The organism is Lacrimispora brassicae (assembly GCF_054772055.1).
The window spans coordinates 143,174-168,741 of record NZ_BRYH01000041.1; the positions used below are offsets into that span (position 1 = coordinate 143,174).

Consider the following 25,568-nt stretch of genomic DNA (forward strand, 5'->3'; position numbering starts at 1 on the left):
CATCTCGCAAAACAAACCGTCTCAACATGCCTTAACGGTCAAAAAGGAGGAGCATGAACCTTGTGATCCCTTGGCGGAAGAATATCACCCAGCAAAACATTTACCTCGGTAATTGATTTAAATAAAAACCAGGCACAGGAAGGCGGCTAGAATTTACTTAAAAGATAATCCGTTATTGTCCTTATATCTTTATTATTACCTGAATCATTGATTTCCTGATCCAGCTCATAGTCATTGGTAAACGACCCATCAGCCTTTTGCATAAAAACAGTTGCTATAGGTTTTCCGGAAGAACCGTCATAATTATCTTCAGCTATAATGATTATATCCTTTAATCCATCCTTGTCCACATCTTTAAATGAAACCGCTTTAATATCTATACTGTATGGAAGCGTTCCATTGAAATCATAAAGTATATCTCCATCTTCATTGGTTAAATAAAATACTGCGGGTATATGGCTGCCTGCTGTTAATTTCCCTGATACAAATTTCACATTCCCCCATGAATTCAAATCCACCATAAATGTCTGATCCTCTATCAGGGCAAAGCCTTCGATATTTTTAAGATTGTAAGGAGTAAATTCAAACGTTCCTTCAGGAAGACTCATCACTGTATCTCCCGATCTCTCAGTTATTATGATCGTTGCCACAAGAGCATTGTCAGGTTTAAATAAAAATTCAATGGTTCCCTTATTTTCCCTGGAATCATTCACAAGCCGGCACTGCGCAGTATCATTATTAACGGTTCCTTCAAATTCCGCTGTGTCCATATTGTAAGCCGGGCCTTTGCCCACCGCACAGATATTTCCTTGAATGGTTCCATCCCCAAGCCTTGATATTGAAATGGACAAACCGCCATTGTCAGGAAAATTGGTGTCCGTATCTCTGATCCAGGACTTTTTTATATATTGCTTATAATCAATTGCATATTCGGTTGTTGTCGTTGATGACGTACTTTCTTCTGAAGATTCTGAAGCTGCACCATTATTGGCAGAAGTTGAAAAAGACGGCTTCTCCTCTTGGGGCAGACGATTGTTTGATTCAATTTTCCCGCAGCCTGCAATAAGGAACGAGACTGTAATAATTGTAAACAGAAATCTTTTATTCATTATTTTCTCCCATGTCAGTTCTGACAGACCTTGTTGATGAACAGTATTCTGTGAAAATGCAGCATTCCTATTATACCATTATCTCTTTTGGCTTTCACCTCTAAATTTTTATCAGTCAAAAAAGAGGCCGCTTAAGCCTGGTTGAGATTTGTCAGAAAACTATAAGCCTTTATTACGATCATTTCTCTATGAAAAATATTAAACTGCCATTTGAACATTATACCACGTTTTCAACCGGCCTGCATCCGGCATAAAGTATTTTTCTTTTCATAGAAAAACCTCCAAACCGAATCCGTAATGGCCATCGGTTTGGAGGTCTTCATAGGTTGGGGAATCTTACCCGGACCTTTTATTCTGCATAGCTTCCCATAACCTCTTTATAGGTATCTGGCGTCACAACAATTGCATCTACCGCAATTTCCTTTTCCACTTCTTTTCCATTTATAATATCCAACAATACCTTTACGGAACCAGCGCCTACTGATTCAGCCGAGAAATATGCGGAAGCTTTTACACAGGTTTCTTCAGCTCCCTTATTATTCCACTCGTCTTTTGACATATAAGCACCAAGCCCTACTACGCACGCCTCTCCGTCAAGCCCTGCACTTTCCAGTGCCCGTGCTGCACCAATACAGCCTTCCTCATTTGCACCGGTTACCAGCCATTTTTTAATCTGTGGGTTAGCAGTAATAACTGCGGCTGCAGCCGTATTTCCTTTATCGGTGGTTCCGTCGTAATCCGCTTTGAAAATATTGCCGGTATTGAAATCCGGAACCAGTTCTTTGAACTTATCCAGCTCGCCTTCTGCTCTGGGCACACAACTGGATACAGTATCCATGGTCATAACCATCAATCCAACTTCTCCATTGGAAGAAAGATTATTATCTTTTACGTATTTCCCTAACCATTCTCCATTTGCTTCACCAATTTTATAAGCGTTGATTCCAACCCAGGGTGCAAGTTTTTCACCGGCACCATCCTGAAGGGCATCATCAGCGGCCACAATGGGAATGCCTGCTGCCTGTACTTTGTCAATGACCGCCTGGGACATGGTTTGATCCGGAATACAGGTTACAATACCGGAGGCATTGTTGGCAATTGCGTTATCAATGGCCTTTAAGTATTCCTCTGGATTCATCTTTGCATCAACATAGATAAACTCTCCTCCTGCTGCCTCTACAGCCTTTTTTGCAGCTTCTCCTTCATCAATAAACCAGGTCTGGTCTCCGGCTTTATAAATACCGTAAACAACTAATTTTTCATCCCCCTGAGTCTTTTTTGCCGCACTGGTTTCCGTCCCAGTTGTCTCCCCTGTACTGCAGCCGGCTAACATTGCCCCCGCCATGGCTGCACAAAGCAATACACTTATCAGCTTTTTTTTCATCTTCTATTCCTCCTCTAAGAATTTTATACCAATCCACATTCTCATGTGAAATGTTACCGAATACGGTATGTATCTATACTGCATGTTTCTATTCTGCATTTTTACTATTCTGCATTTTTTCTATTCTGCATTTTTTCTATGCCGCATTTTTCTATGCCGCATTTTTTCTATGCCGCATTTTTCATGCTTGCCGCTAATAACTCCTTTTCCCGTCTTTCCTTTCTGACATAGTCCGATGCCAATGCAAACAGCAGCAAGGCTCCCCGGGCTACATATTGCCAGAAACTGGGCACATTAACCATAATCAGCCCTGTATTAAATGCCTGAATCAGAATGACACCTAACACGGTTCCGCCCATGCTGCCCACACCGCCTAAAAAGGAAACTCCGCCTAATATAACCGCCGTAATGGCATCAAACTCCAGATTAATGTTGGCTGACGGCTGGCCTGAATTCATTCTTGCGGAAAATATGATTCCCCCTAAAGATGTAAGCACACCGATAATAATAAAGCAAAGAGTGTTCATTCTCTGGGGATTTAATCCTGCTAATCTTGCGGCTTCCGTGCTGCCTCCAATTGCATAAATGCTGCGTCCGAATTTTGTTTTTGACAAAATGAATCCAAAGATTACAAAGGATAGGATCATACACCAGACTGCCAGCGGAATATTCAAAATTCTTAGTTTTCCTAAAAGAATAAAGGATTTGTTACTTATTGCAACCGGCTTTCCGTTGCAGATGATATAGGCAAACCCTCTCACAATTGCCTGGGTGACCAGGGTGGCAATAAACGCTTCCAGCTTAATTTTATTAACCATCCAGGAATTAAAGAATCCTACCGCCACCCCGCTGCATAAGGTAAGAGGAATGGCAGCCGGCAGGGGAACTCCCCAGTTAAGCAACAAGGCTACAAGGACTCCGGAAAATGCTGCCAGGGATCCTGGAGACAGATCATTTTGTCCTGCAATAATCAGATAGGTATGGCCGACTGCTACCATTCCAACCAGGGAGGCGGCTACCAGCAGATTAATCATGTTCTGCATACTTAAGAAATTTCGGTTTAAGGAGGTAAATAGTACAAATACCACAACAATCGCAGCAGTCAGGACTAATTTATCCTCTCCGATTCCATTGACAATTCGTTTTACAATACCGTTTTTCATGGGGTTTTTCTTTCTCTCATTTTTGTTCATGACCGTTATTCTCCTATCATTCCTAATCTTAGTAATTCATCTTCCGTTGCTTCTTCACGCTTGATTTCCCCCGATATACGCAACGATTTCATAACAATAATTCGATCAGAAAGACCAATTACTTCGGGCAGTTCTGAGGATATTAAGATGACTCCAAGCCCCTGCTTTGCAAATTCACAGATCATGCTATAAAATTCAGACTTTGCTCCTACGTCAATTCCTTTGGTAGGTTCATCCAGGATCAATACTTTTGGATTTGTGGCAATCCACCTGGCAACAATGCATTTTTGCTGATTGCCTCCCGATAATTCCACAATTTTCTTATCCGGTGAAGGAGTTTTTATCCGAAAGTCTTTTATGCTCTTTTCTATTTCTACTTTCTCTTTCTTTGCATCAATTACACCAAACTTATTGGAGTTTTTATCCAATAAGGATATATTAATATTGCCGGAAACACTTAAGTTGGATAAAATCCCTTGAAGTTTACGGTCTTCCGGCACAAGAACAATGCCGTTTTCTACCGCATCTCTGGGGGAACGGTTAGTAATCTTCTTTCCCTCCAGATAAATTTCTCCGGTCCGAAGTTTATCTGCCCCTAAAATTGCCCGCATTAATTCTGTTCTGCCGGCTCCCACCAGTCCGGAAAATCCCAGCACTTCACCTTTTCGCAGGGTGAAGGAAGCTTTTTTCACATAATCGGAAGAAACTTCTTTTACTTCTAAAAGAACATCCCCTATTTGCTTATTCCGGTCCAGATTTTTGAAAATATCACCCAGATCACGGCCAACCATCATCTTGATCAGCTTCTTTTCCTCAATTTCTTTGGTTATTACCGTATCCACATAACGGCCATCCTTGAAAATTGCCACCTTGTCCGCGATCCGCTGTATTTCACTCATTCGATGGGAAACATAAATAATGATCTTTCCCTGCTCCTTTAGTTTTCCTATGATCCGAAACAGGCTGTCAATTTCCGAATCACTTAAACTGGCTGTGGGTTCATCAAAACAAATGACCTTTAGATTTTCCCTGCTGTAGGCCTTCATGATTTCAACCATCTGCTGATAGGCAATGCTTAAGTCCTTTACTTTGGCGGCCGGCGCAATAGGCAGGCCAAATTCATCAATAATTTTCTGTGTCATTTTATTGGCTTTGGCTGTATCAATCACGCCCAGCCGGTTAGCCGGCATTCTTCCCAGAAAAATATTCTCCGAAACACTTAATTCCAGTAATATCTGCCTTTCCTGATAAATGACACTGATTCCCTCATGAATTGCTTCATGAGGAGTGTTAAAATGCTTTTGAACCCCGTCAAGCAGGTACTCTCCCTCCGTTGGCTGATAATCTCCATTCAGCACCTTTAATAATGTGGATTTTCCCGCTCCGTTTTCTCCCAGAAATGCAAGCACCTCTCCCCCAAATGATTGGAAGCATATCTGATCCAGCGCCTTCACACCTGGAAAATATTTTGAAATATTTTTAAACTCAAGTATATGGCCCATGTGTATTTTCTCCTCACCCAATGACAAACCATTGTGACCTTTTCATATTTCACACTTATTCCTGTTAAATTCCTTAAGAAAGTCATGTGTTATGCAAATCAGATAAAACACACTCATGTTTTATGACTTTCTATAGACATTATATCAAGCATTCCCATGATTCTCTTTAACTCACAGGAACTTTATCTGATTTTTTGTGTACTTTTCGGAACTGTTTGATAATAATTTTACACACAAAAAAGACAAGGGAATTTTCCTGTCTCTTATTCCCTTGTCCTCTTCTTCCCGTCAAGCCATAAAGTTAATACCACTCATCCTGTATATGCTCCCTGGAAAACACATATACCTTTCCGGAATTCTCATTTTCATCCCGGGCTGTGGTTACAAATAACAAATTCTTGTGAGCTCCGCCGATTACGCAGCAGGATACATATGGATCCGGTACCTTCACCTCTTTGATCTTGGTTCCCGTACCGGGGTCATAACAATTAATTTTTCCGCCGCCCCACATTGCAACCCACAATTGGCCGCGGCCATCCATGCACATTCCATCGGGAGCCCCCTCCCTCTCATCAATGGAAACCGCGGTTTTTTTATTGCTCAAAACACCTTCCTCCACCACGTCATATACATCGATCTTTTGGGTTGGCGTATCAATGTGATAGAATTTATCCCCTGATGGATTCCAGACTAATCCATTGGATATGGTAAACCCATCGTATTTTGAAATGACCGTTCCTTCTTTGATGCAGTACAGGGATCCCGCCCCATGGGCCTTGGGATGGGTCTGATCAATGGCCATGGTACCCACCCATAAATTTCCATATGGATCCAGCTTCCCATCATTGAAACGAATATATTCGGGCTGGCTGATCTCTGTAACCAGTTCTTGCTTCCCGGTACTTAGATTTATACGGATGATCCTGTTTCTGACTGCTGCAATCAAGTCCCCCTGATCATTTAAGGCAATACAGCCTACATAATCTCCCATATTAATTTCTTCTATGGTTCCATCATCCAGGGAATAAGAATATACGGTATATCCTTCAATATCTACAAAATGCACTTTATTTTGTGCCTGATCCCATATACAGCCTTCCCCTAATTGAAGACCTGTGGCAATGACATCCCTTCTACATTTCATCCGCAGTTTCTCCTCTCCACATCTCTCTGTAGTCAGCCGGTGTCATATCCGCATATTTGCGGAATACACGGCTGAAATACTGAGAACTGCTAAATCCTGTCTGCATGGCAATGTCAGTAATACTTTTATTACTATTCCAGAGCAATTCTTTGGCTTTTGCTATGCGGAGCATGGTGATATAAGTTGTGCAATTCATCCCAAGATATTTATTGCAGTATTTTCGGATGTATCTGTCACTTACATGGTACTTCCTGGAAATCTCCTCCATATTGAGTTCTTCTTCTATGTGATCATTGATATACCGGATCACCTTTCCTACCACCCCATGTAATTCCGAATCTTCCTGTTCTTCCATTTTAATATACTGCTCCGAAAACACGATGTACATCTGAGCCAGAGCCAGCTCCAACTGTGCGCTTGTATATTCATTTTCTTCTGTTTGTTCCCGGAAAACTCTGCTCACATTCTCCAGGGCTTTACACAAATTCTCGCAGGATACCACCTTCGTATAATCCCCTGTCTGATTCAATGCCGGGATTTTCCCTTCAAGTTCTTTTGGTATTGTTACCGAATATTCCAACTGGGTTATGCAGCATGCGTTGCTCATGTCAACCATAAAAGAATGTCTTATATAAGGACTGATAATCATGCAGTCACCCGCTTTTAAGGGAACATATTCATTATGAATTTTCATGACACAGCAGCCTACGTTTATATAGTTAATCTCGTACTCCTGGTGCTTATGCATCTCAAATTTATAATTTCTTTGGAACTTATATTTACCGGCTTTTCGTATTGCCACTTTATACTCTTCATGGTTTAATAATGTATAAATGTTTTTCATGATTCCCTGCATATGATATCTCCTTTGACTCCCTTTGTGTAAAACATCCAAAATGCAGCAGAGCAATATTTGGTATCATAATATCATAACCGGTCAGAGATAGCAATTCCAGTTGTTTACATAATCCCAAACTTGTCAAAGGATTCTTTTGCACCCATTCCGCCTTTTATTGCTTCCGCCACCATCTTCTCTCCCGTAGCTTTTTCATATGCCCTTTGTATGACTTCCTTTTCTACCCCTTTGGGAATTACCACAACTCCCTCCAGATCCCCGAAAATAATATCTCCCGGATCAATGCGTACTCCCTCGATTTCAATGGGCACTCTAAAGTCAATTACTTTTCCCCTGGGAGCCTGGTCCTGGGCGTATCTGCCATAGGAGAAACAGGGGAATTTTAATTCCTCTATTCCGTTTGTATCCCTATGGAAACCATTGGCCACCGCACCTGCCGCACCTAATATCTGCATTCTGGTACACATCAGTTCTCCCACCAGGGCATAGGAAGGGGAAGATCCTGTACAGATATACACTTCATCCTTTTTTAAATCATCCAAGGCCTCCAGCATCAGCCCGAAAGGCTTCTTCATAATGGGATTTTGCCCATTGGAAAGCTCTTCAAAGGAATCGGCCTCCAGCACCGTCATTGCACGTCCCGCCACTACCATTCCGGGATTGATTGGCTGTATTCTCTGGGGCAGAAACTGATGAAAATACCCCATTTTATCTAAAATATCACCGATTACGGCTGAATACATATCACGCCTCATTAATTCAAATAATTCACCATCATTATTCCATTCAATCATATTATGCTCCTATTCCACCACTGCGCCTTGTGCCGCTGATTGGCTGATTTTTTTATAAGTATTTAAATATCCGTCTAAAATTTCTTTTTCCGGGCGGATCCAACATTTTTTTCTTTCCTTTAATACAACGTCTTCCACCAATAAGGTTAACTCTCTTTTGTCCACATCAATTATAATGATATCGCCATTCTCCACCAGGGCAAGGGTTCCGCCTTCGTAGGCTTCCGGGGAAATATGGCCTACAAAGCATCCCCGGTTGGATCCGGAAAATCTTCCGTCTGTAACCAATGCACAGCTATCCGATAAATTCATGCCTTCCAGACATTTCATAGGACGATACATTTCCGGCATACCAGGACCGCCTTTGGGCCCTTCATAGCGAAGTACGATTATGGTGTTTTTTTCCACCAGTCCATGTAATATGGCATGGCAGGCCTCCTGTTCGCTCTGGAATACCTGGGCCTTTCCCTCTATTCTCATCAAGCGGTCCGGTATGGCGGCCGGTTTTACAACAGCTCCAAGGGGTGCCAGATTTCCTCTTAGGACTGCTACTCCCCCTGTTAAATGAAAGGGGTCACTGGTGGGCTTGATCACCTCCCTGCGCTGGGAAAAACCGAACTGCTTTAAAGATTCCTCCAGAGTACTTCCGGTAACATTAAGGCATTCCAAATGGAGCAGAGGCTCCAATTCTTTCATGACCGCAGGCACGCCCCCAGCTTCGTAAAAGTCCACCATATCATAGGGGGATGCAGGATAAACCGAAGCTATCTGGGGTATTTTTCTGCTTAATTCATCAAATAAAGCCAGAGGCAATTCCCCTAATCCTGCTTCTTTGTGTATGGCCTGTAAATGCATAATGGCATTGGTGGATCCGCCGATTCCCATTAAGACGGCCATGGCGTTATAAATGGAATCTTTTGTAATGATCTGGCGGGCTGTTATATGTTTTTCAACCAGATCAACAATTGTTTCTCCCGTGGTGTATGCAATCTGCATGCGTTTGGAATGAATGGCAGGCACGACTGCGCTTCCCGGCAAACTCATGCCCAATGCTTCCGCCATACAGCCCATTGTATTGGCAGTTCCCAGCATGGCACAGGAACCAACACAAGGCTCCGCAAGATTTTCGATTTCCCGGAATTCCTCCTGTGTAATTTCTCCCCGCTGTTTCCAGCCGATTGCCTCTGTTACAATATTTCCGTCATAATGCTTATCCTTATACACCGCAGGCATCATGGGGCCGCTATTGCAGAAAACAGATGGGATATCCAGCCTTGCAGCCGCCATCAAAAGTCCCGGTACAATTTTATCACAGGAACCAAGCAATACCAGTCCGTCAAATTTATGAGCCCTCACCATGCATTCAACCGAAGAGGTGATCAAATCCCGGGCCGGTAAAATATACCGCATCCCATCATGCCCTTCTGCTATGCCGTCACACGGTGCAATGCTTCCGAACACCATGGCCGTACCGCCTCCGGATTCGATTCCTTTTTTGACCTGTTCACACATTTCATTTATGTTATAATGGCCCGGCGTTGCATTGGTGTATGTATTGACAATGGCGATCAAAGGCTTTTCCAAAGCGGAATCCGTAAATCCCATGGACTTATACAGCGCTCTTTTTAAGGCGCCTCCATCCCCTTTTAAAAGCTGATTGTAGTATTGATACTCCTCCATTCTACTTTACCTCCACAAAGTCATTGGCTGCAACCACAGGAAGGGTGGCCCCTCCTTCTATCATTAAGGAAGTCCCTGTAATATATGCCGCTTTATCCGATGCTAAAAAGACTACCGCCTGAGCGATCTCCTTTGTAGTCGCAAACCGTTTGAATGGGAGCCGTTCTGCCGCTTCCAACCGGATATCCCCAGGCTCCCAGCCCACATCCGTATAGCCTGGAGCCACTGCTACCATGCGTATTCCCTTTAATGACAGCTCCATAGCCGCATTTTTGGTAAACTTGGTAACAGCCGCTTTCGTCGGTGCATAGATGGTAGCTCTTGGCCAGCACCCTTCTACCTGATTGGAGGAAATGTTAATGATAACTCCTTTCACATCCTTTTCCACCATTCTTTTCGCACCAAACTGACTGCTGAAAAACAACCCTTTCCAGTCAATTGCAGTCATACCATCAAACATCTCTTCTGTTGCATCCAGAAAATATACTTCACTGCTGATTCCTGCGTTGTTCACAACCAAATCTATCACATCAAATTTTTCAAAGGCAATTTGATACATTTGCTCAATGTCTTTGACGCTTCCCATATCCGCATATATCGCCAGGCTCTCTACGCCATACTCATTGGCCCTTTTGCATATCTCATTAGCCGATTCCCTGTCATTGTGATAATTCACAACAATATTGTACCCTTCTTCTGCCAAATCCAAAGAAATCTGCTTCCCAATCCCTCTTGCTCCACCTGTAATCAGCGCTGTCTTTCGATCCATCCCTGTTCCTCCTCGTTGTTTGTATAAACCCTTTTTCTTTATTGTAATTTCTTTTGTATAAACCTGCTTTCACAATATGGCACTTTCTTAAGGTCTTTGTGTATTATTCGGAACTAAAAGACGCAGCCCTGGTTTTTGGACTGCGTCTCTCCTGTTTCTTAAATTTATGAATGATCATTGTACGCCTTAAATAAATGCCGTATGCAAATCCATATTAATCTTCACCTTACAAGTTTTTGAAAAACCAACCCTCATTCTCCCTTTTTCCAGTAACTTATCACGCTTTTACATATTAAAATCTACCATTTTTTGTCTTTCCTTAAAAATTTATCAGAATTCCTTTTTTCTTTCAATTTTCCATCTGCTGTCATCCGATACTTTTTCTTTGATGAGGAAGCTGTTTGTAATGACTCTTTCTTTGATGATAACCCAGATCTTAATGAAGCAGTCTGGGATGATGTTTTTGTTTTTAAAAGTGTTTTCTTCGGACGTTCTGTTTTAGATTTCGCTGTTCTTGCTGTATCTTTTCTTGGCTGCGTGGCCTTTATCGTCGGAAAGTTGTTCATTAATGGGTAGGGATGATCTTTTACTTCTATCAATTTCTTCCCGATCAAACCTTCAATATCAACAAGTTGTTTTTTTTCATCAAAATCGCAGAAGGAAATTGCTGTTCCGCTAAGTCCTGCCCTGCCTGTCCGTCCAATGCGGTGTACATACGTCTCTGGTATATCCGGTAAGTCAAAATTAATAACATGGGTTAGTTCATCTATGTCTATTCCTCTTGCTGCGATATCTGTTGCAATCAATATTCTCAACGTTTTGTTTTTAAAATTGTTTAATGCCTTCTGGCGCGCTCCTTGTGATTTATCACCATGGATTGCCTGGGCAACCACGTTATCCCTTGATAATTGCTTAATAATACGATCAGCCCCATGCTTGGTACGTATAAATACCAGTGTTGAAGCTATATTTTTATCTTTTAGTATGTGAAGAAGCAAATCCTTCTTATTATTTTTATCAACAAAATACACATACTGTTGGATAGAATCCACGGTTGATGATACCGGAGTAATTTCTATTTTTTCAGGAGTCTTAAGAATCTTACCTGCCAGCTTGGCAATGTCTGGCGGCATCGTAGCCGAGAAAAGCAATGTTTGCTTTTTTAACGGTGTTTTTGCAATAATCCGTTTCACATCGTTAATAAATCCCATATCCAGCATGCGGTCAGCTTCGTCCAATATAAATATCTTAATATGTTCTATATTTATAATCTTTTGATCGATTAAAGCCAGTAGCCTTCCTGGTGTTGCTACCAGTATATCTACCCCTTTTTTCAAATTTTCCTCCTGCGGTTTTTGAGATACTCCCCCAAAGACAGCACAACATTTTAAATCAGTGAATTTACCATAAGTATTAAAACTTTCATAGATTTGCAGAGCCAGTTCTCTGGTGGGTGTTACGATCAGAGCCCTTATATTTTGTTTTTCCCAATGAGGTACTTTTTCTTCGCTGAGCAGTTGAAGCGTTGGAATAGCAAATGCGGCAGTCTTTCCGGTACCTGTCTGGGCACAACCAAGTAAATCCCTGCCGCTTAATATAACTGGTATTGCCTCTTCCTGTATGGGTGTAGGAACTTCGTAGCTTTCCTTTTCCAATGCCTTTATAATATCAGGCATAATATTTAAATCTTTAAATTGCATAAGCTCTCCTTATAATCGGTATTGTTTAATTTTATCTCTTATCTGATGCTATTGATACTTTCAACAGTTTATTGCAAATCGTTGTATCTTTCATTGTTTCCAGTACCAACGGACCTTTTCCGTTGAGTATTTCTACATATGTCAGGGTATCTTGAATGGAAATTATTCCGATGTCCTCGGCTTTAATTCCTTTGATATTAGATATTACTCCAACAAAATTGGTTGCTCTGAGTTTCTTTTTCTTTCCGCCATTAAAGCGCAATTTCATGATTTCCGTACAAAGCTGGTCACTTTTCATTATCTTGATCTGAGGGGCTGCTTTTATTTTTGCGTCAAAGTCGGCTTTCTTAATAAGCACTTCTTCTTTGGAAGGTTTCACCAATTGGGGGATTTCAAACCCAATATATTCTTCGATCTCATGTAAATACCGGCTTTCCCTTTCTCCAACAAAGGTAATGGCTTTTCCTTTTAGGCCTGCACGCCCCGTTCTTCCTGTGCGATGGACATAATTTGCCTTATCATAAGGTATATCATAGTTAAAAACCAAAGAAACATTCTCTACATCAATTCCTCTTGCAGCAACATCAGTAGCAATCAGGTAGCGGAATTCTCCTCTTTTAAATCGCTTCATTGTGGCTAACCGATCGTCCTGTTCCATGCCGCCATGAATTTTATTACAGGAATAACCCATATCAGCAAGCTTGGCATATACGATATCTACCTGGTCCTTGGTTCTGCAAAAGATGATACAGCTATCAGGGTTTTCCATAATTGTGACATCCTTAAGCAGTTCAAACTTATCTTTTTCATCAACAAGATAAAGAGCATGATTAATTTCGGCTGAGGTAATATCCATCTCATTTACATCAATATTAATTGGATTTTGCATGTAATTTAATGACATATATTTCACTTTTTCCGGCATGGTAGCTGAAAACAGCATTGTCACCCGCTCACCTGGCAACTCTTTTAAAATTGATTCCATCTGTTCTATAAAACCCATGTCAAACATTTTATCAGCTTCGTCAATTACTAAGTAGTTAATTTTAGTAAGCGCTAATGTGCCTCTCTCTATGTGATCCAAAACCCGTCCCGGTGTACCAACAACTACATGTGTTTTTTGCTTCAATTCTGTTTGCTCAATGGAGAATGAATGTCTTCCATAGACTGCTGCTGCTTTAATCCGTTTGAATCTGCCGATGTTGACAAAATCCTCCTTGACCTGAACCGCAAGTTCTCTCGTCGGCGTCAAAATAAGTGCCTGTGGTTTATTTTCAAGCCATTCTATCATTTCGCATATGGGAATCGTATAGGCTGCCGTCTTACCGCTTCCCGTCTGCGCTTTAATAATAAGATCATTTTTTTCTAATGCTAAGGGAATGACTCTGTCTTGAACTTCCGTAGGTTTATCAAGCTCTAATCCATTCAGTGCCTTTTTTATATCCTCACTTATATTAAAATCACGAAAACTACCTCTGTCCAAATCAAAGCCTCCAATATCCATAGTGCATCCTTGGTTTCTGTTATCACATATCCTGCCTAAGGAATTTCTTTTTCTCATTATCATTTAAGCTCAGTCTATCATTGTATCGCATATAATTCATTATTTCAAGGTAATCTTTGAAAGTAGAACAAAGAAAAAATCCCCTTTGACTACAATAGTTTGCTATTTTCCCATGTATTTGATATTATATAATTTGTGGAAATATTCAAAGCCGTCATCTTGGCAGACGCTTTGAATCCTATATTAAAAATAGATATTTTAAAAGGTGGAAGCAAGAATGAATCCTCAAGAACAAAAACATCAGCGTCGTCCCAGATACAAAGGTACTCACCCAAAAGCGTTTAAAGATAAATATAAGGAACTGCAGCCAGAGTTATATGCTGATTCTGTAGCAAAGGTTATTCAAAAGGGAAGCACTCCTGCTGGTATGCATCGTTCTATTTGCGTAAATGAAATATTAGAATTCTTGCAAATCACTCCTGGACAAACCGGATTAGATGCAACCTTAGGTTATGGCGGTCATACATTAGAGATGCTTAAATGTTTAAATTCAACAGGACATTTGTATGCCACTGATGTGGATTCTATTGAATTGCCCCGAACAAGGGTACGTTTGGAGCGCTTGGGCTATGGATCGGAGATTTTAACGATCAGACAAACAAACTTTTCCAATATAGATCAAATCACTTCGGAATCGGGACCATTGAATTTTATATTGGCAGATTTGGGTGTCTCTTCCATGCAAATAGACAATCCTGAAAGAGGATTTTCTTTTAAGACAGATGGGCCTTTAGACTTACGGCTAAATCAATCAAAAGGAATCTCTGCAGCAGATCGTCTTAAAACTATTTCCCAAGAGGAACTGCAAGGAATGTTGTCAGAAAATGCAGACGAACCTCATTCCGCTGAAATCTCCCGTGCCATTGTTTCTGCCATAAAAAAAGGAACAGACATTATAACAACAAGTCAGCTCCAACAAATTATCAAAGATACGCTGAAATTCATTCCTGAAAAAGAAAGAGACAATGAAATTAAAAAATCATGCCAAAGATGCTTTCAAGCGTTGCGAATTGATGTCAATAATGAATTTGAAGCGTTATATGAATTTTTAGAAAAACTTCCTGCTGCCATGGCAGAAGGCGGACGCATTGCTATCCTTACTTTTCATTCCGGGGAAGACCGTCTCGTAAAAAAATCTTTCCGGCATTTCTATCGGGAAGGTATCTATCGCGAAATTGCGTCTGAAGCCATTCGCCCCTCAGCCGCCGAATGCAGCTCCAATAGCCGTGCCCGATGTGCAAAATTGCGTTGGGCTATAAAAGCATAAAATAATCTGACCAATGGCTCAAAGCTTTATAGGATCAGACTAAAATGAAGAGAAAAAAAGCATGGGCGGCAAGTTTATTCTGCCGCCCATGCTTTTTGATTTCTATACTTAATAATTCAATAAACCAATGGCTTCCAAATCAAGACTTATTAATTTCAATAATTGTAGTTATACTCATAATTATAATCATAACCATAGTAATACCATGAAGACAGCTCATCAATATAAGGTTTATATCTTTGTTCTATTTGAGAAATCGCTTTATTCATGTTATTTATATCCTCAGCATATTTTGCTAATTTATTATTTTTTAAATCTTTCGATAATACTGGCAGGTAGTTTAAGTATGTCTGCCTGCATTCTTCCAGATAGTATCCAGAAATTCTTAATGCAGGATTATTGGATATCATAAGTTCAGAAAATGATGATTTGCTTAAAAATCTCTGTACATGATCACATACTGCTGCATAATATACGGTATCTTCAACAATCGTATTCAAATCATTAGGAATTAAACTAGTATAACGATCGATTTGGAAAATATCATCCGAATTATAGAGATCGTTAATGAATGAATACTTTTCGCTTGCGCTTATTGTTTGAATTGACACTAAGGTAGGAAGACCTGTTGCCGGCATTTCAAAAATACGTGCCCCATCAGCACCAACTTTGTAATTATCTGGTGTAGTTGTATTTATAAGACATGCACCATCGGCATCCAGGTAATACCACGTTTCGGAGACATTGATCCATGCGTTTGACTCCATATAACCGTTATCATCAAAGTGATACCACTTTCCATCAACTTCTATCCATCCGCTTTTTGTATACGTTCCATTCCCATCCTGATATCGCCAGCCAGCTTCATTCTGTGTCCACTCACCGGCAAAGGAAGTGAATGAAGGAAATGCTGTTAAGATAAATAGTCCTAATATTACTGATAAAATCTGCTTTTTCATAGTAAATCCCCTCTTTTTTATTATTTTGCACTTCAAACTGAATAAATGATATTTGATGAAATCAACTTTTAGTTCATCATAGTTTCATAGTTAACACTTTACCATAAATTTCCATATTTTACCATGTTTTTATTAAGCCGATCACTTCCTTTCTGTTTTTTTGAATTTCCCAAGGGCTTTCTTCCTAATATCTGCAGGCATTTTATTGCCTTTTAACACTTTTATTTGATAACAGCTTATCCAAATATATGGACTTAAACTGTTTACTAGCCATCATTTGCTTTAAAGGGGGTAATTTAAGGATAACTCCAAGTACTGCCGCCATGGCACGATGATTGGCAAATGCCTGGTTATCAAATATGAGATTTTGGAGCGTTCCTTTTTCGATTGCTTGCAGTACAAATCTATGGGTACTGTTTACCGGTGTAATGACTTGAACCTTTCTCCGCACTAATTCAATGGCATTTTTAGGGCAGCTCCGCACACATACCCCACAACCAAGGCATACCTCATGATCTACTTGAGCTGCCGGCTTACCTTCTTTGTTGTTTTCCATAGAAATTGCTAATACCGGACATACCTTTTGGCATTTGCCACATCCTACACATTCTTTCGAAATATCAGGTATATAATTCGTGGTAGCCACTGGCTGCATTGGGCTGAATTTTCTTGCTGCTTGCAAGGCTTCGCAGCAGCAACCGCAGCAATTGCAAATAAATGCCGGGGCTTCACGAACATTTTCCCCAATTTGCACCAGATTCGCCGCATAAGAACGTTCTAATACATCCATTGCCTCTTTCTTATCAATTAATCTCGCATGCTGCCCATGTTCCGCAAGAGAACGGGCAACATTTCCAAGGGTGAGGCAAACATCCAGCGGGGCATTTATTTCACATGGGTGGCCTGCATGTAACATTTTATGTCTGCAATAACAAGTTCCAAGGCCTATATAATCTGCTTCCTCAATAATATGGCTTGCTCTTTCATAATCCAAAATATGAATTGTGTTATCATTGGTCAAAACCGGCTCCTGCACATAGACTCGTCCAAGATACGTCTCTGTTGCAAAAAATAAATCCTTAACAAAGTTTTCTTCAACATTCATATATTGATAATACAATTCGCTTAAATATTTCTGATCAATGTCGCCCCTTGTACGCATCAATGCAAATTCAATAAACCCTGCCATTGGCGGAGGCATTACAAACTGACGTACTCCATTATAAAATGAATCCACAAGTAACGCCTTCTCACAAAGACGCTCTAAAAAAGCTTCTGCTTTCCCTTCACTGGTATTCCAGATTTTTGCTGCTTTTTTTGCAGTAAATGGACGGACCGGCAACAGGGCGACCCATTTGGCTTCATTTTCTTTATATAGAACTTGCAAAATTTTATACAGACTGTCCGATGGCGGAGCCCCTTGTGTAAACCAATTGATTCTTTCTTCTAAATTTTTATAGGCATCTTTACTCGTTATATGTCCCATGGATTCACCTTCCTGATATTAAGTTTGGATAGACTCACCGAATTTGCCTGTTCCTTCTTTTCTGTCACTTTGAGCCCACTGAAAAAATTCTCAAAATGCCTGAACTTTAGGATTTTTAAGTAGTATCACTAATCAAAATCCACAGCATACACCGTTTCAGGCTTATGCTCCTGGTAACATGTGAGCCGGTTTACCGTTGAAATTCAGATAATTCCCTATCCAGAACCTGCCCCTCCTCAATAGTGGATCCTATAAATTTCCTGTAACCTTGTTTCAATCCCCTTCCATCATTGGTTTATTTATTGAATTTAAAACTTGTCAAAATGAAGTTTTTGATATTGCAGCGCATTTTCTTCATAAGGCTTTTTTTCCTCCCCAGGATAGCCAATGGCAATCATACATTCAACACTATATTGCTCAGGTATCCCCAGTACTTCTCTAATATATTCCCCCGCAGTCACTTCCTCTGTGTGGAATCGTTCTCTTACCTGGATCCAACATGACCCCAGATCCAAATCTTGTGCCATCAACTGAATAATGGCTGCTGCTATGGAAGTATCCTCAATCCACACATCACTTGAATCTTTATCCCCTATTACTGCAATTGCTAAAGGCGCACCTGCCAAAAACCCAGAACCAGGTTCCCTGCACAGGGAGAGCTGCCGGATCAGTTCCGGATCAGTGACAGCAATAAACTGCCATGGTCTTATGGCCCGGGATGACGGGGATAGCAGGGCGCTTTTAAGAATTACATCAATCTTCTCCTTTTCAACTTCTTTGTTTTGAAACTTTCTGATGCTTCTTCTGGATTTTAAAATATCAAATAACATAAATTACTCCTTTCTGAATTTTATAAATTTATTTTATTCTTGCCATCAAAGAAAGTCAATGATACAAGTATGAGGCAATCTGATATCAGACAGGAAAGGGAGATCCGGAAAAAAGGTGCTCACTGAAAAAATCTCATTCCAAGTCCTGGCGTATTGTTTTTGGCATAAGAAAATACCTCCTGTACTGCAATCTACAGTCAGGAGGTATTCTGCTCTTTATAAACGCATAATATTATTTCATTGTATTTATTATGGAATCTGTTACGATTTTCAACTGTTGCAACACAGCTATGGGGTCATAGTAATAAACCTTATCAAACGATAATTCAATTACCCTGTTATTTTGTACCGCAGGAAGGCTCTTCCATACAGAGGTTTTTTTCATCTCCTCCACATCTTTGCTTGGTTCACCATTTGCAGTGTAAACAGTAACAAACATATAATCCGGCCCATACTGTGAGAGTGCTTCAATGGAGATTTCTGCCCAGCCCTGTCCGTCACTGACTTCCTGTAACTTTTCCTGCAGCTTCAGCCCCAGTCCTGTTGTTAAAACCTGACCGCCTCTTCCCATATTATCGCCGAATGCATATACTTTCCCGTTGGCAAATTCAAAAAGACCTACACTGGCATTCATATCCATGCCGGCTTCCTTTAAGCGTTCTGCCTGTTTTGCAGCTTCTGTTTCAAATTCAGTAATCCAGGCTTCTGCTTCTGGCTGCTTATTTAGCATTTCCCCAAAATAACGGATAGAGGACTTAATATCCCTATTGGTATTAAAGGGTATAAAAACAGTTGGTGCTATTTTCTCCATTTCAGCCAATCCTTCTTCTGAATCTGTAATAATGAGATCAGGTTCCAGAGCAAGAATTTCTTCGATATTCATGGGGTAACCAACATCTTTTATCTGAGCCACTTTTTCCTTATCAAGATAAGGGTTGCCAAGACTCCATTCTTCACTTCCTACAACAGGCACTCCTAATACCATAACTTCACCAAGATAAGTACGTACTACAACTCTCTGGGGAGCATCAGGGATTTCTATCTCTCCGTTTACTGCCTTAAATGTATGGGTTCCCTTTTTTTCAGCTTCAGAAACATTCTCTGCCTGTGATGGGCCAGGTGAAGGGATTTCCGTTTTCCCTCCGCAGCCTGTGAGAATAACAGCAATCAAACCCAGACCTATAAACATACCAGTTAACCGTTTCATTTTCAACACCACATACTACATCTTTTCGTAGTACAGCCGCATAAATAACTTAGCGGCATCCTTTCTTTAAATTAGCATAATAAAACCTTTAATTATATTTTACAATCAAATATATAAAATAGGGCGCCCCTACCATGGCAACCATTAACCCAATGGGTATGCCGTCAGGGGAAAATATTAATTTGGCACATACATCTGCAAGCAAGGTGATTCCGATCCCAATGGATGCGGCAACAGGCAGGTAGTATTTACTTAATCCTCCTGTAAGCCTGCGTGCAATATGAGGCGAAAGAAGTCCAAGAAAACTGATGGTTCCCCCTGCTGCCACCGCTATGGAAGCAAAGGCTACAGCCGTTAGCAAAAGGAAGAAACGGCTCTTTTCAGTCTTAACACCTAAGGTTGTTCCCCACTCATCACCCAGTCTCAGAATATCAAGTTCTTGCGTCTGCCGGCTTAAAAGGATGCACAGGATCAGTGTCCAGCCCCCAAGAAGGGCAATCAAGGGCCAGTCTGCTTTCCATATATCGCCGGATAACCACGCCATTGCCCTGTTAAAGTTGTATTCATTCATTTTTAACTGAAAAATCAGAATCAGGGCATTTATGACAGCATTTATGGCTACGCCTGTAAGCAGCAGCCGTATGGCGGATATTCCTTTATTCCAAGTCAGTCCATAGACGATCATAGCCGTCAGCAATCCTCCGGCGATGGCTATAACAGGAAGCATCCAATACTGGGCGGCTTTTACTATTTGTGAATCGCCGCCGGAAAAGAAAATATATAAGACAACAAAAAGTCCTGCCCCCGAATTAATCCCCATGACTCCGGAATCAACCAGATCATTTCTGGTAATGCCCTGTAAAAGAGCTCCGCTCAGTGCCATACCTATACCCACTATTAAAATCATTGCCAGCCTTGGCAGGCGGAAAGAAAACAGTACCAATTGATTTTTAGGCGTTCCAAACCCTGCTAATGTCCGGATCATATCTCCTGGAGAGATAGAGATGGCTCCCATGTTGAGGGAAATAACAACGGTAATAACGATCAGTAACATACCAATGGTCAATATCCGCCTGGACCTTTTTGCAGCAAGATATCTCACATCCTTTTGTTTTTGTTTCACGGTGCAGTCCCTCCTCCGTTCTTTTTCTGAGTTTTTGCCAGGTACAAAAAGAACGGTGCACCCACAAGAGCTGTAATGGCACCTACGGGAATTTCAAGAGGCGCACTGACAGAACGTGCCATTAAATCTGCTGCCCCCAGCAAAAATGCCGACATAACGGCAACAACCGGGAGTAAAAAAGAAAAGCGGCTGCCAAACAACAGTCTTGCAATATGAGGGATACACAGTCCGATAAATCCTACATTCCCGATTACGGAAACACTGATTCCCGTGCCGATCACCACCACTAAAAGTCCTGCTTTGCGTGCTCTGTCTACATTGGCCCCCAGCCCTGTGGAAAGCTCATCCCCTAAAACCATCAGGGTAAAATCTTTCCGGTAGTAAAGAATAATGAGAAGAATAACAGTTAAGCTGACCGCTAAAAACAGGATGTCTGTTGCATTAATACCTGCAAGGCTGCCTGCTATCCAAAAACTCAAGCTTCTTGAAGTTCTGCTTCTGATTCCTATTATCAGGGATAAGCTGCCAAAGAAATTAGAAACAGCCGTTCCTGCAAGCATTAATTTAAGAGGATCCGTTCTTCTTCCCATTTTATCGGATAAAAGGCTGACAAATAACATGGCCAGTCCTGCTCCTGCCATGGCAATTACGGAACGCTGTATGGAACCGATGTTCATGCTGATGGCATAGCAAATTGCAATCACCAGACTGGCTCCCCCTGATACCCCAAGAAGAGAAGGGTCTCCTAAGGGATTGTTACTGATGCTTTGCATAATAAGCCCACAAATACCAAGTATGCAGCCAGTCAATAATGCACCTATGATTCTTGGAAGGCGTACGGTATGTATAATCTGATGCGCCTGTTTTAAAGGATCATATGCGGTAACGCTTTCCCACAGGGTTTTAAAGGAATAATTATTTAAACCCAGCAGTAAACTGGCTGTTATCAGAAAGCATATAAGGATACCTAAAGCAAATATCAGCCCATACAGCCTCCTTTGTAAGTCTTTTGAACTATCTGTTTTTTTCATGTATTTATTTTTATACTGCATCTTTTTATGCCTTTTCAACTTGATCATAGGATAGGAATGCCGGCCGGTTGCTTCTTGGGTCAAGAATGATTTCTGCATCTATTTGAAATACATCCCTCAGCATTTCACTGGTAAATACATCCTTGACTTCTCCTCTGTACAAAATCTCCCCGCTTTTTAAACAAATCAAATCGTCTGCAAATCTTGCCGCCTGATTTAAATCATGAATAACCAGCACAATCGTCTTTTTAAACTCCTGATTTAATTTCTTTAAAAGCTTAAGTATTTCCAGTTGGTGAGTTAAATCCAAAAACGTGGTAGGCTCATCCAGTAATAACACTTTACTGTCCTGGGCCAGGGTCAATGCGATCCAGGCTCTTTGCCTCTGGCCTCCGGATAAAGCGTTAATATCCCTGTCACGAAATTCCCAGGTACCGGTTAATTTCATTGCCTCTTCCACTTTTATATAATCTTCTTTTGCCAGATTGTTTTTATATCCTTTCAGATAAGGATACCTGCCAAAACAGACCAGCTCAAAGACATTGATTCCAATGGGTGCTTGAGGACTTTGGGGTAATAATGATAAATGTCTGGCTATTTCTTTTGTATCATAAGCTGCCAAAGGTTCATCAAACAGTAAGACCTCCCCGGCTGAGGGTTTTAACAGCCTTGCAAAGCCTTTTAAAAGGGTGGACTTTCCGCTTCCGTTTGCACCGATCAATGCTGTAATTTTTCCTTCTCTAATCCCCGCATCAAGCTGATGTACCACTTCTTTCCCCTCATAACACAGGGAAAGCCCTTTTGCACTTAATTCCATGGATCGTCCTCCCAATCTTTCTATGCTCTGCTGGCTGCTGCACCCATTTTTTTATCATAGTTTCTTTACATGCTAATAAAAATAATCTATAATACAAGAGTTAGAGTAGACTAACCGACAGAACAGGGTTGATTATAGCGAATAAGATATGGGTTGTCAAGTGCAGCATCTAATTGGGATATATTTTCTCCTGCTAAGGGCTAAAATGAGTAAATACAGAGAAATACAAAGAATGCAGAGGATTTTACAATTATGATATATAAAAATATGGATGATTATCATGCCGGTTTTTTCAGGCATCTTCAATTTGAACAAAAAAACATGGGATTTTATTCCCTGTATTCTCATCCCCAAAACCCGGATTTGGGAAAGATTTATTACTTTGAGAAAGAGGGGTATTATAAGCTGTTTATCAGTAATTATACTCCTGACCGGACTTTCTCACTAAAGTTTTCCATTGAAGAACATTATTTTCAGATGAGCAATCTTTTAAAAGGAGAAGCTGAATATCAGCTTTTAGGACAGCCTTTATTCAGGTTATGCCCTAATTCATTTTTATTAACAGGAACCGGCAGAGAAGGCTCTCAGACCTGGAAAGCGGGACAGCATTATCATGCTGCGGAGATTGTAATAAGAGAGAAATACTTTAGGGAATACCTGGCTGAAGCTTATGCCCCTTACTGTGTCAGATTTGAGGATCTTCCTCCAAATCTTTTACAAAATTCACTTTCTCCCATACTGCTGCAGCTTCTCCAAAACCTTGAATATAATGCAAACCTTGGCACTCTTACTCCTATGCTTATAGAAAGTAAAGTTTTAGAAATCATATCAGAGCTAACCAAAACCTACTCTCATAAGATCATTCCAAAAACTGTCCCAGAGCCTTCCCAGCTAATAATCACCTTACCCTCCGGGAAAAATATATTGTTAAGTGAAGAGGATCAAAAAGCCCTTCACGAAGCACACAACATTCTCACTCTGGAAGTATGTACTCCGCCCACCATTAAAGAACTGGCCGGGCGGGTGTATTTAAATACACAGAAATTAAAGGCAGGATTTTCCCATCTGTATCATATGTCCATCCATCAATATGTGACCTCTCTTCGAATGTCCATTGCCTGTAATCTGCTAAGTGAATCCTCTCTCTCTGTTGCCAGTGTTTCAAAGCAGGTGGGATACCATAACTGCAGTAAGTTCATTACTATGTTCCAGCGTCACCATGGTATGACTCCGCTTAAGTACCGAAATTCCTTATCAGAGGTAATTTCAAATAATAAAGCGGATTAATCATAGCATATGACTGTTTCATCCCTGGAATGTCTTTCCCATCTGGCTCATAACCATTTCATAATAACGGCCTTGCCGGTTCATCAGGCTTTGGTGATTTCCTTTTTCCAGGATCTGTCCGTCACCAATCACCATAATGTGATCCGCATCACGGATTGTTGAAAGGCGATGAGCGATCAAAAAGCTTGTTCGGTTCTGCATGAGGCTGACCAAGGCCTTCTGTATTTCTTTCTCCGTCTTTGTATCAACACTGCTTGTTGCTTCATCAAGGATCAAAATCGGGCTGTCACAAAGAACTGCTCTTGCAATGGATATGAGCTGTCTCTGCCCCTGGCTTAAATTATCGGTGGCTGCAGATACATGTGTCCCATAACCTTTGGGAAGTTTGTTTATAAAGTCATGGGCATGGGCAATTTTTGCCGCTTTGATCACTTCTTCCTCTGTGGCATCATTCTTAGAGTAACGGATATTGTCCATAATCGTTCCACTGAACAGGCTGGTATCCTGAAGCACAACGGAGAAGCATCTTCTTAAACTGTTCCGTTTAATATGGGTGACCGGTACCCTGTCAATCATAATTTCACCGCTGTCCCCATCATAAAACCGGGTCAGCAGATTGACAATCGTCGTTTTACCAGCACCGGTTTCTCCCACTAATGCAATTACCTCACCTGGATTTACATGAAAACTTACGTTTTTAAGAATCGGTTTTGTCTTATCATAAGAAAAGCATACATTATGAAAGGAAACCTCTCCCATGGGGTGTTGGATTTCTATTGCGTCTATAGGATCTTCGGTTTCTTCCTCATAATCCAATATTTCGAAAACCCGCTCGGCTCCGGCCAGTGCAGATTGTATGGTATTAAACATTCCTGCCACCGAATTCAACGGTTGGGCAAATTGCTTTGAATAACTTAAAAAGCTCACAACTGTACCAACCTTCAGGCCATAGCTTACGGATAAGATACCGCCTAAGATCGCAACAACAGCAAATACAAAATTATTAATGACATTCATCAGCGGCATCATATAACCAGACCAGACCTGAGCTTTATTACTGCTTTCACATAAACGTTCGTTGATTTCTTTAAACTGCCAAATGGCATCCTCTTGTCTGCCAAAGGCTTTCACCATTTTCAAACCAAGAATATTCTCTTCAATGACGCCGTTCAGTGCTCCAAGACTTCTCTGCTGTTCCAAAAAGTAAGCGCGGCTTTTGGAGGCAATCGTTTTTGTTAATAAGGAAACCAGCGGCACGCACAGTAAAACCGTAAAGGTAAGGGGCAGATTCAGACCAATCATAACTGCCAGAGAACCTACAAGCGTTAAAATGCTGGAGATGAGCTGTGTTGTTGTCTGTGCTATGGTGGAACTGATATTATCCACGTCATTTGTAATTCTGCTCATTGTATCTCCATGGGACCGTGTATCATAAAATCCAAGGGGAAGTTTCTGCATTTTCTCAAAAAATTCAGTACGAAGGGTAAAAACCAGCTTCTGGGAGATTCGCAGCATCATTACACCGTTTATTAAATTAAGCAGCCAATTGACCAGATATAAACTTAATATGATGAGCAGAAGTGAAACCAGCCTGCCGGAGTCCACACTCCTGTTCCGGATATCAAAGGTATTAAATGTCTTACCCACATAATATGGAATCGCGACTGATATAAAGGAAGAAATGACTGTCAGAAAGATTGCCGCGAATATGGTCTTAGCCCACCGCATATAGATTTTAACAATCCGAATCAACGTTCCTTTTGCATTTTGCGGTTTTGCAGCCGGGGCAAAACGATTCCTTCCAGCTCCCAGACGGCGGCCCATGGCCGGTACTTTTGGCTGCTGCTGACTGAATTTTTCTGCCAT

General features: G+C 41.0%; 21 protein-coding genes. 2 read left to right on the plus strand and 19 right to left on the minus strand.

What is annotated here, in order from left to right; genetic code table 11:
- Nucleotides 1-146: 146 nt before the first annotated feature.
- The 11 genes from ACYVD3_RS19060 to ACYVD3_RS19110 form a co-directional block, all read right to left on the minus strand.
- Complete coding sequence (locus tag ACYVD3_RS19060; protein WP_460644069.1) at nucleotides 147-1,109, minus strand: hypothetical protein; 963 nt, start codon at nucleotides 1,107-1,109, stop codon at nucleotides 147-149.
- Between the two features lie 349 nt (nucleotides 1,110-1,458).
- Nucleotides 1,459-2,493, minus strand: a complete 1,035-nt coding sequence (locus tag ACYVD3_RS19065; RefSeq protein ID WP_460644070.1) for a substrate-binding domain-containing protein — start codon at nucleotides 2,491-2,493, stop codon at nucleotides 1,459-1,461.
- Between the two features lie 167 nt (nucleotides 2,494-2,660).
- On the minus strand, nucleotides 2,661-3,686 hold the full coding sequence (locus ACYVD3_RS19070; protein WP_460644071.1) for an ABC transporter permease: 1,026 nt from the start codon (nucleotides 3,684-3,686) through the stop codon (nucleotides 2,661-2,663).
- Between the two features lie 5 nt (nucleotides 3,687-3,691).
- Nucleotides 3,692-5,188 carry a sugar ABC transporter ATP-binding protein gene (locus ACYVD3_RS19075; RefSeq protein ID WP_460644072.1) on the minus strand — a complete coding sequence of 499 codons (1,497 nt, stop codon included), beginning with the start codon at nucleotides 5,186-5,188 and terminating at the stop codon, nucleotides 3,692-3,694.
- A gap of 301 nt (nucleotides 5,189-5,489) precedes the next feature.
- Entirely contained in the window at nucleotides 5,490-6,332 is an 843-nt protein-coding gene (locus ACYVD3_RS19080) for an SMP-30/gluconolactonase/LRE family protein (RefSeq protein ID WP_460644073.1), read from the minus strand.
- Nucleotides 6,322-7,188 (minus strand): helix-turn-helix domain-containing protein, encoded by an 867-nt coding sequence (locus ACYVD3_RS19085; protein WP_460644074.1) that lies wholly within the window; start codon nucleotides 7,186-7,188, stop codon nucleotides 6,322-6,324. The genes ACYVD3_RS19080 and ACYVD3_RS19085 overlap by 11 nt, the downstream gene beginning before the upstream one ends.
- Before the next feature lie 104 nt (nucleotides 7,189-7,292).
- Nucleotides 7,293-7,982 (minus strand): RraA family protein, encoded by a 690-nt coding sequence (locus tag ACYVD3_RS19090; protein WP_460644075.1) that lies wholly within the window; start codon nucleotides 7,980-7,982, stop codon nucleotides 7,293-7,295.
- Between the two features lie 9 nt (nucleotides 7,983-7,991).
- A complete protein-coding gene (gene ilvD / locus ACYVD3_RS19095; protein ID WP_460644076.1) occupies nucleotides 7,992-9,662 on the minus strand; it encodes a dihydroxy-acid dehydratase in 1,671 nt (556 codons plus the stop codon).
- A gap of 1 nt (nucleotide 9,663) precedes the next feature.
- Nucleotides 9,664-10,431, minus strand: coding sequence for an SDR family NAD(P)-dependent oxidoreductase (locus ACYVD3_RS19100; protein WP_460644077.1), 768 nt, complete (start codon nucleotides 10,429-10,431; stop codon nucleotides 9,664-9,666).
- A gap of 299 nt (nucleotides 10,432-10,730) precedes the next feature.
- Nucleotides 10,731-12,131, minus strand: coding sequence for a DEAD/DEAH box helicase (locus ACYVD3_RS19105; RefSeq protein WP_460644078.1), 1,401 nt, complete (start codon nucleotides 12,129-12,131; stop codon nucleotides 10,731-10,733).
- Nucleotides 12,132-12,162: 31 nt separating this feature from the next.
- Entirely contained in the window at nucleotides 12,163-13,635 is a 1,473-nt protein-coding gene (locus tag ACYVD3_RS19110; protein ID WP_460644079.1) for a DEAD/DEAH box helicase, read from the minus strand.
- A gap of 277 nt (nucleotides 13,636-13,912) precedes the next feature.
- Between ACYVD3_RS19110 and rsmH the strand changes: the two genes are divergently transcribed.
- On the plus strand, nucleotides 13,913-14,962 hold the full coding sequence (rsmH, locus tag ACYVD3_RS19115) for a 16S rRNA (cytosine(1402)-N(4))-methyltransferase RsmH (protein ID WP_460644080.1): 1,050 nt from the start codon (nucleotides 13,913-13,915) through the stop codon (nucleotides 14,960-14,962).
- Between the two features lie 155 nt (nucleotides 14,963-15,117).
- Here the strand turns inward: rsmH and ACYVD3_RS19120 are convergent, their stop codons facing one another.
- From ACYVD3_RS19120 to ACYVD3_RS19150, 7 genes are all read right to left on the minus strand, one after another.
- Nucleotides 15,118-15,921: a hypothetical protein gene (locus tag ACYVD3_RS19120; protein ID WP_460644081.1), complete on the minus strand. Its 804-nt coding sequence runs from the start codon at nucleotides 15,919-15,921 to the stop codon at nucleotides 15,118-15,120.
- 202 nt (nucleotides 15,922-16,123) lie between these two features.
- Complete coding sequence (locus ACYVD3_RS19125) at nucleotides 16,124-17,407, minus strand: 4Fe-4S dicluster domain-containing protein (RefSeq protein ID WP_460644082.1); 1,284 nt, start codon at nucleotides 17,405-17,407, stop codon at nucleotides 16,124-16,126.
- Between the two features lie 308 nt (nucleotides 17,408-17,715).
- The gene (locus ACYVD3_RS19130) at nucleotides 17,716-18,237 is read right to left on the minus strand and encodes a nitroreductase family protein (RefSeq protein ID WP_460644083.1); all 522 of its coding nucleotides are present in this window, start codon (nucleotides 18,235-18,237) and stop codon (nucleotides 17,716-17,718) included.
- A 232-nt stretch (nucleotides 18,238-18,469) separates the two neighbouring features.
- On the minus strand, nucleotides 18,470-19,444 hold the full coding sequence (locus tag ACYVD3_RS19135; protein WP_460644084.1) for an iron-hydroxamate ABC transporter substrate-binding protein: 975 nt from the start codon (nucleotides 19,442-19,444) through the stop codon (nucleotides 18,470-18,472).
- Nucleotides 19,445-19,532: 88 nt separating this feature from the next.
- Nucleotides 19,533-20,567, minus strand: coding sequence for a FecCD family ABC transporter permease (locus ACYVD3_RS19140; protein ID WP_460644085.1), 1,035 nt, complete (start codon nucleotides 20,565-20,567; stop codon nucleotides 19,533-19,535).
- The gene (locus ACYVD3_RS19145) at nucleotides 20,564-21,697 is read right to left on the minus strand and encodes a FecCD family ABC transporter permease (protein ID WP_460644086.1); all 1,134 of its coding nucleotides are present in this window, start codon (nucleotides 21,695-21,697) and stop codon (nucleotides 20,564-20,566) included. Before ACYVD3_RS19145 ends, ACYVD3_RS19140 begins: the two co-directional genes overlap by 4 nt.
- On the minus strand, nucleotides 21,624-22,415 hold the full coding sequence (locus ACYVD3_RS19150) for an ABC transporter ATP-binding protein (protein ID WP_460644087.1): 792 nt from the start codon (nucleotides 22,413-22,415) through the stop codon (nucleotides 21,624-21,626). Before ACYVD3_RS19150 ends, ACYVD3_RS19145 begins: the two co-directional genes overlap by 74 nt.
- A 252-nt stretch (nucleotides 22,416-22,667) precedes the next feature.
- Between ACYVD3_RS19150 and ACYVD3_RS19155 the strand changes: the two genes are divergently transcribed.
- A complete protein-coding gene (locus tag ACYVD3_RS19155) occupies nucleotides 22,668-23,702 on the plus strand; it encodes a helix-turn-helix domain-containing protein (protein WP_460644088.1) in 1,035 nt (344 codons plus the stop codon).
- Nucleotides 23,703-23,720: 18 nt separating this feature from the next.
- On the opposite strand, the gene ACYVD3_RS19160 is transcribed toward ACYVD3_RS19155, so the two are convergent.
- Entirely contained in the window at nucleotides 23,721-25,568 is a 1,848-nt protein-coding gene (locus tag ACYVD3_RS19160; RefSeq protein WP_460644089.1) for an ABC transporter ATP-binding protein, read from the minus strand.